The 9530-nt window shown below is 72.2% G+C and carries 6 protein-coding genes; all 6 read left to right on the forward strand.

Features of this window, described 5'->3' with window-relative positions; genetic code table 11:
- Positions 1-19 precede the first annotated feature (19 nt).
- The 6 genes from ACIPJI_RS12250 (at position 20) to ACIPJI_RS12275 (ending at position 9385) form a co-directional block, all read left to right on the forward strand.
- Positions 20-1063, forward strand: coding sequence for an ABC transporter permease (locus tag ACIPJI_RS12250; protein WP_402245968.1), 1044 nt, complete (start codon positions 20-22; stop codon positions 1061-1063).
- A complete protein-coding gene (locus ACIPJI_RS12255) occupies positions 1060-1989 on the forward strand; it encodes a carbohydrate ABC transporter permease (protein ID WP_402245970.1) in 930 nt (309 codons plus the stop codon). The genes ACIPJI_RS12250 and ACIPJI_RS12255 overlap by 4 nt, the downstream gene beginning before the upstream one ends.
- 154 nt (positions 1990-2143) lie before the next feature.
- Positions 2144-4384 (forward strand): 1,4-beta-glucanase, encoded by a 2241-nt coding sequence (locus ACIPJI_RS12260; RefSeq protein ID WP_402245972.1) that lies wholly within the window; start codon positions 2144-2146, stop codon positions 4382-4384.
- A gap of 42 nt (positions 4385-4426) precedes the next feature.
- Positions 4427-6409 carry a beta-galactosidase gene (locus tag ACIPJI_RS12265; protein WP_402245974.1) on the forward strand — a complete coding sequence of 661 codons (1983 nt, stop codon included), beginning with the start codon at positions 4427-4429 and terminating at the stop codon, positions 6407-6409.
- Positions 6406-8637: a glycosyl hydrolase family 95 catalytic domain-containing protein gene (locus ACIPJI_RS12270; RefSeq protein WP_402245976.1), complete on the forward strand. Its 2232-nt coding sequence runs from the start codon at positions 6406-6408 to the stop codon at positions 8635-8637. Before ACIPJI_RS12265 ends, ACIPJI_RS12270 begins: the two co-directional genes overlap by 4 nt.
- Positions 8638-8662: 25 nt before the next feature.
- Positions 8663-9385, forward strand: coding sequence for a hypothetical protein (locus ACIPJI_RS12275; protein ID WP_402245977.1), 723 nt, complete (start codon positions 8663-8665; stop codon positions 9383-9385).
- Positions 9386-9530 lie beyond the last annotated feature (145 nt).

The raw sequence follows: 9530 nt of genomic DNA on the forward strand, positions 1-9530 counted from the left end.
GGGGAGCGGGGAGAGAGACGTGTCGCAGAGCAAGGTGGCGGGCCCCGCCCGTACCACCGACGACAGCACGGAAGCACCGTCGGGGGACGGCGGGCCGGCGCCGGCGGGGCCGCCCGGCCGCGCCGCCGGCGGGGGCGGGATCACCTGGCGGATCCGGCTGCGGCGCGACCGCACGCTGATCCTGATGACACTGCCGGCCGTCCTGCTGGTGCTGGTCTTCAACTACATACCGCTGCTCGGCAATGTCGTCGCCTTCCAGGACTACGACCCCTATGTCGGCGACAACGCGTGGCAGGCCATGGCCCGCAGCCCCTGGGTAGGGGTGGAGCATTTCGCGCGGATGGTGGAGGACCGGCTGTTCTGGCAGGCGCTGGGCAACACCCTGGCGATCTTCCTGGTGCAGCTCACCCTGTTCTTCCCCGTGCCGATCCTGTTGGCGCTGCTCATCAACAGCTTCGTCCGGCCACGGGTGCGTGCCGTCGCCCAGGCGATCCTGTATCTGCCGCACTTCTTCTCCTGGGTGCTGGTCGTCACGGTCTTCCAGCAGATGTTCGGCGGGGCCGGCATGCTCGCGCAGACCCTGCGTGAACACGGCCACGAGGGCATCGACCTCATGACGAACCCGGGGCTGTTCAAGTTCCTCGTCACGTTCGAGATGGTCTGGAAGGACGCCGGCTGGGGCGTCATCGTCTTCCTCGCCGCGCTGTCCGCCGTCAGCCCCGATCTGTACGAGGCCGCCGCGATGGACGGCGCCACCCGATGGCGGCGCATGTGGCACGTGACGCTGCCCGCGCTGCGCCCGGTGGTGGCCCTGCTGCTCGTCCTCCAGGTCGGCAACGCCCTGACCGTGGGCTTCGAGCAGATCCTGCTCCAGCGCACCGCCGTCGGTCCCACCGCCGCAGAGGTCCTCGACACCTACGTCTGGAACGTCGGCATCCAGTTCGGTGACTTCAGCTACGCGGCCGCCGTCGGCATCGTCAAGGGAATCTTCGGCCTCTGCCTGGTGCTGGCGGCCAACAAGGTCGCTCACATGATGGGCGAACAGGGGGTGTACAAGCGATGAGTCACGTTCTGGGCGTCAAGCGGCGCGAGCGGACCCGCGGCCGGCTGCGGCCGGCCTGGGAGGAGGAGCCACGCCCCGCGGGGCTCGCCGCGAAGGGCCTGGTCCTCGCGCTGGCCTGCGCCGCCGTCCTCTTCCCGCTGTGGATCGTCGTCGTGACCAGCGTGTCGTCGGTGAAGACCATCACGGAGGCGGGCGGCCTGGTCGTCGTGCCCCGCGGCGTCACGTTCGTCGCCTACCAGGAGCTGCTCGGCGGCGGCCAGGTCACCAGGGCGGCGCTGGTGAGCCTCGGTGTCACGCTCGTCGGCACGCTGTTCAGCATGACGGTGTCGGTCCTGTGCGCCTACGGGCTCTCCCGCAGCGGCTCCGTGCTGCACCGGCCGCTGCTGATGATCCTGCTCGCCACGATGTTCTTCGGCGCGGGCCTCATCCCCACCTATCTGCTGGTGCAGGGGCTCGGACTGACCGACACCTACCTGTCGCTGATCCTCCCCAGTGCGGTGAACGTCTTCAACATCCTCGTCCTGCGCTCCTTCTTCATGAGCGTGGCGCCCGAACTCATCGACAGCGCGCGGATCGACGGCGCCGGCGAGGCCAGGATCCTGTGGCAGATCGTCATGCCGCTGTCCCGCGCGGTGCTGGCCGTCATCTCCCTGTTCTACGCGGTCGGTTACTGGAGCGCCTGGTTCAACGCCTCGATCTATCTGAGCGACCAGGACATGATGCCGCTGCAGAACGTGATGATGCAGCTGGTGCTCAAGCAGGAACGGCCGACGGGACTGGCGCAGGCCATCAACACCGGCCACCTCTCGCCGCTGTCCATCCAGATGGCCGTCATGGTGCTCGCCCTGCTGCCGGTCGCCGTGCTGTCGCCGTTCGTCCAGCGGCACTTCAAGAAGGGCATGCTCACCGGCGCGGTCAAGGGCTGACGCCGGCCAGCGCCCGCCGCCGTGCGGCCGACGCGGGCCGTGGCCCTCCTCGACGCACGCCCCCACAGTCGCCGCCGTGTCCGGCCGTACCTGACCACGGCCGGACACGGCGGCCTCCACCCCCCGCTCGCCTTCACGGATCGAGGTACCAGCCATGTCCCTGCCATCGAGCCACCCCGGCAGGCGCACCGTCCTCACCGCCGGCGCCGCCGCCGGCATCACCGCACTGCCCCTTCTGCACGGCGTGGCCACGGCCGCCGACCGCACGACCGCGACGGCGCCGGGCCCCGACCCCGCGGCGCGGGGCACCCAGGCGTACCGCTGGCGCAACGTCGTCATCGGCGGCACCGGATTCATCACGGGCGTCCTGTTCCACCCCCGCGTCAAGGGCCTCGCATACGCCCGTACCGACATCGGCGGCGCCTACCGCTGGGACGCGCGCAAACGGTCCTGGACGCCGCTCAACGACGGCCTCGGCTGGGACGACCACAACCTTCTCGGCGTCGAGGCGATGGCCGTCGACCCGCACCACCCCGACCGGCTGTACCTCGCGGTCGGCACCTACACCCAGAGCTGGGCGGGCAACGGCGCCGTGCTGCGCTCCGAAGACCGGGGAGTCACCTGGTCGCGTACCGATCTGCCCGTCAAGCTCGGTGCCAACGAGGACGGCCGCGGTGCCGGCGAGCGGCTGATCGTCGACCCGCGGGACAGCGACACGCTGTGGCTCGGCAGCCGACACGACGGGCTGTGGCGCTCCACCGACCGCGGCGCGACCTGGGCACGGGCCGACTTCCCCGCCCAGCCGTCCCCGACCGGGCAGGGCGTCACGTTTCTCGTCGCCGCCGGACGGGTGCTGTACGCGTCCTGGGCCGACGGCGGACCGACCCTGCGCCGCACCCGCGACGGCGTCAGCTGGGAGGAGGTCCCCGGTCTGCCGGGCGGCGCGGCGGCCCGTGTGCCGATCCGCGCGGCGTACGACGAGGCGGGCCACGCGCTCTACGTCACCTTCGCGGACGCGCCCGGCCCGAACGGCCAGAGCGACGGCGGCGTGCACCGACTCGACACCGCCACCGGTGTGTGGACCGACGTCACCCCCGTCCGCCCCGGCGGCACCGCCGACGACGGCTCGCGCGACACCTTCGCCTACGGCGGTGTGGCCGTCGACGCCCGCCGTCCGGGCACCGTGGTGGTGTCGACCAACAACCGCTGGGCACAGGTCGACACCGTCTTCCGGTCCACCGACGGCGGACGCAGCTGGACCTCCCTGAAGGACACCGCCGTCCTGGACGTCTCCGAGACGCCGTACCTCCGCTGGGGTGAGCAGCGGCCCAAGTTCGGCTGGTGGATCCAGGCGGTCGCCGTCGATCCCTTCGACTCGCGGCACATCGTCCACGGCACCGGCGCCACGCTCTACGGGACGCGGGACCTCGTCCACTGGGCGCCCGAGATCCGGGGGCTGGAGGAGAGCTCCGTACGGCAGCTGATCTCACCGCCCGCCGGCAGGGCCCACCTGATCAGCGGTCTCGCCGACATCGGCGTCATGTACCACGACTCCCTCACGGCCTCGCCCTCCCGCGGCATGGCGGACAACCCCGTCTTCGGCACCGCCACCGGCCTCGCCGCGGCCGCGGGCAGGCCCTCGTACGTGGTGCGGACCGGCTGGGCATCCGGCGGCAACGGCGCTTACTCCCGCGACGGCGGCAGGACCTGGCGGCCCTTCAGGAGCCAGCCGGAGATCGCGGCCACCGCACCCGGGCCGATCGCGGTGAGCGCCGACGGCCGGGTCCTGCTGTGGTCCTTCGTCCACTGGGACGGCTCCACGCACGCGACGCACCGCTCCACCGACAACGGGGACACCTGGACACAGGTGCCGACGTTCCCGAAGGGGGCCACCCCGGTCGCCGACCCGGTCCACGCCGGTCGTTTCTACGCCTACGACACCGCCTCCGGCACGGTGTACCGCTCGACCGACGGCGGGCTCACATTCACCGCCGGCGCGGAGGGACTGGCTTTCGGCGACAGTCAGTTCAGGGTCGCCGCAGCGCCCGGCCGTGGCGGCGACCTGTGGCTCTCGGCCAAGTGGAACGGGCTTTTCCGCTCCACCGACGGCGGCCTGACCTTCAGCAAGGTCACCAGCTGCTGGGCCTCCTACAGCCTCGGCTTCGGCAAGGCCGCCGCCGGCGCCGACTACCCGGCGGTCTTCCAGGTCGGCGCGACCGAGGACATCACCGCCGTCTTCCGGTCCGACGACGAGGGAGCCTCCTGGACGCGGATCAACGACGACGCCCACCAGTGGGGGTGGATCGGGGAGACCATCACCGGCGATCCACGCCTCCACGGCCGCGTCTACCTGGGCACCAACGGCCGCGGCATCCAGTACGCCGACCCCGTCTGACGCCCCTTCCCCCAGCCACTTCGTGACGAAGCGAGTTCTCCCATGCCCTCCTTGTACGACGCCACCGGCCGCCGTGTGCTCTTCGGCGGCGACTACAACCCCGAGCAGTGGCCGGAAGAGACCTGGCTCGAGGACGTACGGCTGATGAAGGAGGCCGGGGTCAACTCCGTCACCCTCGGGGTGTTCTCCTGGGCGATGATCGAACCCCGCCCAGGAGCACGCGAGTTCGGCCGGCTCGACCGGCTGACGGACCTGATGCACGGCAACGGCATCGGGATCGTCCTCGCCACACCGACCGCCTCGCCGCCGCCGTGGATGGGCGCACGCCATCCCGAGACACTGCCGCGCGGCGAGGACGGGTCGGTGATCTGGTACGGCTCCCGCCAGCACTTCTGCCCGAGCTCGCCGGTCTACCGGGAGTACGCGGCGGCGATCACCGAGGACCTCGCGGCACGCTACGGCGACCACCCGGCGCTGCGGATGTGGCACATCAACAACGAGTACTGCACGTTCTGCTGGTGCGACGGCACCGCCCGCCACTTCCGCCGCTGGCTGGGGGAGAGGTACAAGACCCTCGACGCGCTCAACGAGGCCTGGGGCACCGCGTTCTGGAGCCAGCGTTACGACGACTGGGACGAGATCATCCCGCCCCGCAAGGCCCAGTACATGCGCAACCCGGCCTGCGCGCTGGACTTCCGTCGGTTCACCTCCGACGCACTCCTCGAGTGCTACGTCGCGGAGCGGGACATCGTCGCCGCACACACCCCGCGGCTGCCGGTGACGACCAACTTCATGCCCTTCTGGACCGGCCAGGACGCCTGGCGGTGGGCCGAGGAGGAGGACGTCGTCTCCGTCGACGTCTACCCGGACCCGCGCGATCCGCTGGGCGGACAGTACGGGGCGATGATCCAGGACATGACCCGTTCGCAGGCCCGCGGCCCGTGGATGCTGATGGAGCAGGCGGCGGGGCCGGTGAACTTCCGGGGCGTGAACCATCCCAAGCCCCGCGGTCTGAACCGCCTCTGGTCGCTCCAGGCCGTGGCACGCGGCGCGGACGCCGCCTGCTACTTCCAGTGGCGGCAGTCCCGGCAGGGCGCCGAGAAGTTCCACTCGGCGATGGTCACCCACGCCGGTGAACAGGGCCGCACCTACCGGGAGATCAAGCGGATCGGCGCCGACCTCGCCGGGATCGGCGAGCATGTCGCAGGCGCCGGCGTGCCCGCCGACGTGGCGATCCTGCACGAGTGGAACTCCTGGTGGGCGGACGGCCAGGAGGGCCGGCTGTCCAGCGGTCTCGACTACCCGGCCGTCGTCCGGGCCTGGCACCGCGCCCTGTGGGAGAAGGGCTTCACCACCGACTTCGCCCACCCCGAGCACGACCTGAGCGCCTACCGCCTCGTCGTCGTCCCGCATCTGTATCTGCTGACCGACGCCGCAGTCGACAACCTCGTCGCGCATGTGCGCGGCGGCGGCTCGCTCGTGTCCGGCTTTCTCACCGGCACCGCCGACGGCGACGACCGCATCCGGCCCGGCGGCATGGACGAGCGGCTGCGGGAACTCTTCGGCATCGCGACCGTGCACGAATGGTGGCCGCTCGAGGCCGGCGAGACGGTGGCGTGCGACGGCCCCGGCGCGTTCCACGGCACCGTGTGGTCGGAGGAGCTGGAGGTCTCCACCGCCGAGACGGTCGGCGTCTACAGCAGCGGCGAACTCGCCGGGCTGCCCGCTCTCCTGCGCCAGGGCAACGCCTGGTACGTCTCGACGCTCCCCGACCCCGGGATGCTGCGTGACCTGCTCGCACAGGTCGCCGACGAGGCCGGGGTCCGTCCCGTGCTCCCGGACCGGCCGGCCGGGCTGGAAGCCGTACGCAGGGGAGACCTGCTCTTCCTGCTCAACCACGCTCCCGGACCCGTCACCGTCACGGTGCCGGGACACCACCGGGACCTGCTCACCGGCGACGCGGTCCGTGGCCCGCTCCGTCTCGACCGCCACGGCGCGGCCGTCCTGAAGGCACAGCAGCCGTGAGGCACGGGACCTGGGAACCACGCCCCGCCGCGCGGTGGGAGGACGCCTTCCTCAGCGGCAACGGCCGGCACGGCGCCATGGTGTACGGCGACGTCGGCGACGAGCGTGTCGTCGTCAACCACCACACCCTGGTGTGCCCCAACGGCAGCGAGACGGCCGGCCCACCGGAGCTCGCCGCCGGGCTGCCGGAACTCCAGCACGCCCTGCTCGCCGGGGACACGACGGCGGCCGAACGCTTCGGGGCCGGACACCCGCACCTGTGGGTGCAACCGTTCCACCCCGCCTTCCAGGTACGCCTCCGCCGTACCCCCGCCGTCGCCGCCGGCTCCGGGACCTACCGCAGGGAGGTGGACTTCACCTCCGGTGTCGTGACCGCCGTGCGCGGGGCCCGGCGCAGCGAGGTGTTCGTCTCCCGCGCCGACGACGTGATCGTCCACCGGACGCGGACGGAACCGGGCGGCCTCAGCGCGGATCTCACGCTCGACGAGCAACTGCCCGGGCTCCCGGCCGGACTCCGTTTCACCCGCACCACCTTGGAGCACGAAGGGCCGTGCACCGGCCTGCTGAGCCTGCGCACCGACTACCCCGACGGGCGGACCTCCTTCACCGGAACCACCCTGGTCACCGTCACCGGCGGAAGCACGACACGGACCCGCGACGGTCTGCGGGTGACCGACGCCTCCGCGGTGCTGCTGCTGACCCGGGTGGAGCGTCACCCCGCCGACGTCGACCCCGCGGCGGCCCAGGCGGCGGCCCTCCGGGCGCTCGCGGCGCCGACCACCGCGCACACCGACGGGGCGTACGCCCGGCTCCTCGAGCGTCATCTCCCACCGCATCGCGACGCCTACGAGCGGGCCGGACTGTCTCTGGACGCCGACCCGGCGGAGCAGGAGCTGCCGGGCAGTGAACTGCTCCGCAGGCCCGCCGGCCCCGCCCTGCTGGAACGGCTCTTCGCGGCGGGCCGCTACCACCTGCTGTCGTCCAGCGGCATGCTGCCGCCCCGCCTGGTCGGCCTGTGGACCGGTGACTGGAACACCGCCTGGTCCGGCGCCTTCACCACGAACGCCAACCTGAATCTGCAGATCGCCTCCGCCGCCGTCGCCGCGCTCCCCGAGGTTTCCGCCGCCCACGCAGAGCTGGTGCACGGCCAGTTCGACGACTGGCGCGACAACGCCCGGGCCCTCTTCGGCGCGCGCGGCGTCGTGGCGCCCTCCCACACGGACGGGGAATCCGGCCACACCCGGCACTTCGAACGCGCCTACCCGCTCCACCTCTGGACCGCGGGCGCCGACTGGCTCCTGCTTCCGCTGCTCGACGAAGCCCTCGCCGGCGGTGCGCCGGACCCCCGGCTGGCGCCCGCCCTCGCGGAAGTCGCCACGTTCTACGAGGACTTCCTCGTCCCGGTCGGTCCCGACGGGCGGGTCACCGTCGTGCCCTCGTACTCGCCGGAGAACCGGCCGGCCAACGCGAGCTGGGGCACCGTCGACGCGACGATGGACATCGCCGCCGCCCGGCACGCCCTCGCCACCGCGGCCGCCCACAACCCCGGCCATCCACGCGCCACGCACTGGCGGGACCTCGCCGGGCGGCTGCCCGACTACCGCGTCAACGACGACGGCGCGCTGGCCGAATGGGCCCCGCCCGGCATCAAGGACAACTACGACCACCGGCACATCAGCCACCTCTACCCGGTGTGGCCGCTCGACGAGATCAACCCCTACGACACGCCGGACCTCGCGGCAGCCGCCCACCGCGCGCTGGAACTGCGCGGCGCCGAGAACGACTCGGCGCACGGCCATCTGCACACCGCGCTCGTCGCCGCCCGGCTCCGCGACGGTGACCGGGCCGGACGGGCCCTCGGCCAGGTGCTGGAGGGCGACTTCTTCCACGCCTCGCTGATGAGCGCCCACTACCCCGGCCGCGACGTCTACAACGCGGACGCCGCGCACGCCCTCCCCGCCGTCCTGCTCGAATGCCTGGTCCAGTCGACCCCGAGCCGTCTCGTCCTGCTCCCCGCGCCGCTGCCCGGCTGCCCCGCGGGCACCTTGCGAGGCGTCCGCACCCGCTTCGGGGCCCGGCTCGACCTCAGCTGGCGCGACGGGTCCGTCACCGCCGTGCTGCGGTCACCGGCCGACCGGACCGTCGAAGTGGTCGCCGGCACGGACCGCTTCCCCATGACTCTCGTCGCCGACGAGAAGCACGTCCTCTCCTTTCCCAGGAGGACGTGATCCCCCCACCCATGGAAGGGACTCCATGGCACACCCCACACAGGGCGCACGCCGCGCACTCCGGCGCGCGGCGCTCGCCCCGCTCCTCGCACTGCTGGCCGTCGTCGGCCTCGCGTCCGCCCCGGCGCACGCGGCCGTCTGGTACTCCTCCGACCGCTGGGGCACCTGGAACAGCGGCGGCTACACCCTCTACAACAACATCTGGGGCTCGGGAGCCGGACCCCAGACCATCTGGGCCGGCTCGGCCACCGACTGGGGCGTCTGGGCCGACCACCCCGGCACCGGCGGGATCAAGTCCTATCCCAACGCCAAGAAGGTCGTGAACAAGAAGGTCGGCGCCATCTCCACACTCACCAGCCACTACAACGTCTCGGTCCCCACCGCCGGCGCGTACAACACCGCGTACGACATCTGGGACAGCAACTACGACCACGAGATCATGCTCTGGGTCAATCACCACGGCCCCGTCGGGCCGCTGGGCACCGCTCAGGGAAGGGTCGGCCTCGGCGGTCACACCTGGGACGTCTACCGGGGCGACAACGGCGCCAACGCCGTCTACTCGTTCCTGCGCACCAGCGACTCCACCTCCGGCACGGTCGACCTCAAGGCCGTGCTCGCCTGGCTGAAGAACACCAAGGGATGGATCGGTGACGTGACCGTCGGCGACGTCCAGTTCGGCTACGAGATCACCTCGTCGCCGGGCGGACTCGACTTCGTGACCCACGACTTCGGCGTACGGACGAGCTGACGTCACAGCGGAACGCCGCGGTGGGGGGGGGGGGCCCCCCCCCCCCCCCCCCGCGGCGGGGGGCCCCGGCGAGGCGCCGGGGCGGCCCGCCGCGGGCGACCCCCGGCGCACGCGCCCCCCCCCGCCCCCCCGCCCCCCCCCACCC

The organism is Streptomyces sp. NPDC086835, assembly GCF_044745705.1.
GTDB lineage: Bacteria > Actinomycetota > Actinomycetes > Streptomycetales > Streptomycetaceae > Streptomyces.

Coding starts and splice junctions, on each gene's coding strand:
- ACIPJI_RS12255 (WP_402245970.1), top strand. CDS start 1,060: ATGAGTCACGTTCTGGGCGTCAAGCGGCGCGAGCGGACCCGCGGCCGG.
- ACIPJI_RS12260 (WP_402245972.1), top strand. CDS start 2,144: ATGTCCCTGCCATCGAGCCACCCCGGCAGGCGCACCGTCCTCACCGCC.
- ACIPJI_RS12265 (WP_402245974.1), top strand. CDS start 4,427: ATGCCCTCCTTGTACGACGCCACCGGCCGCCGTGTGCTCTTCGGCGGC.
- ACIPJI_RS12275 (WP_402245977.1), top strand. CDS start 8,663: ATGGCACACCCCACACAGGGCGCACGCCGCGCACTCCGGCGCGCGGCG.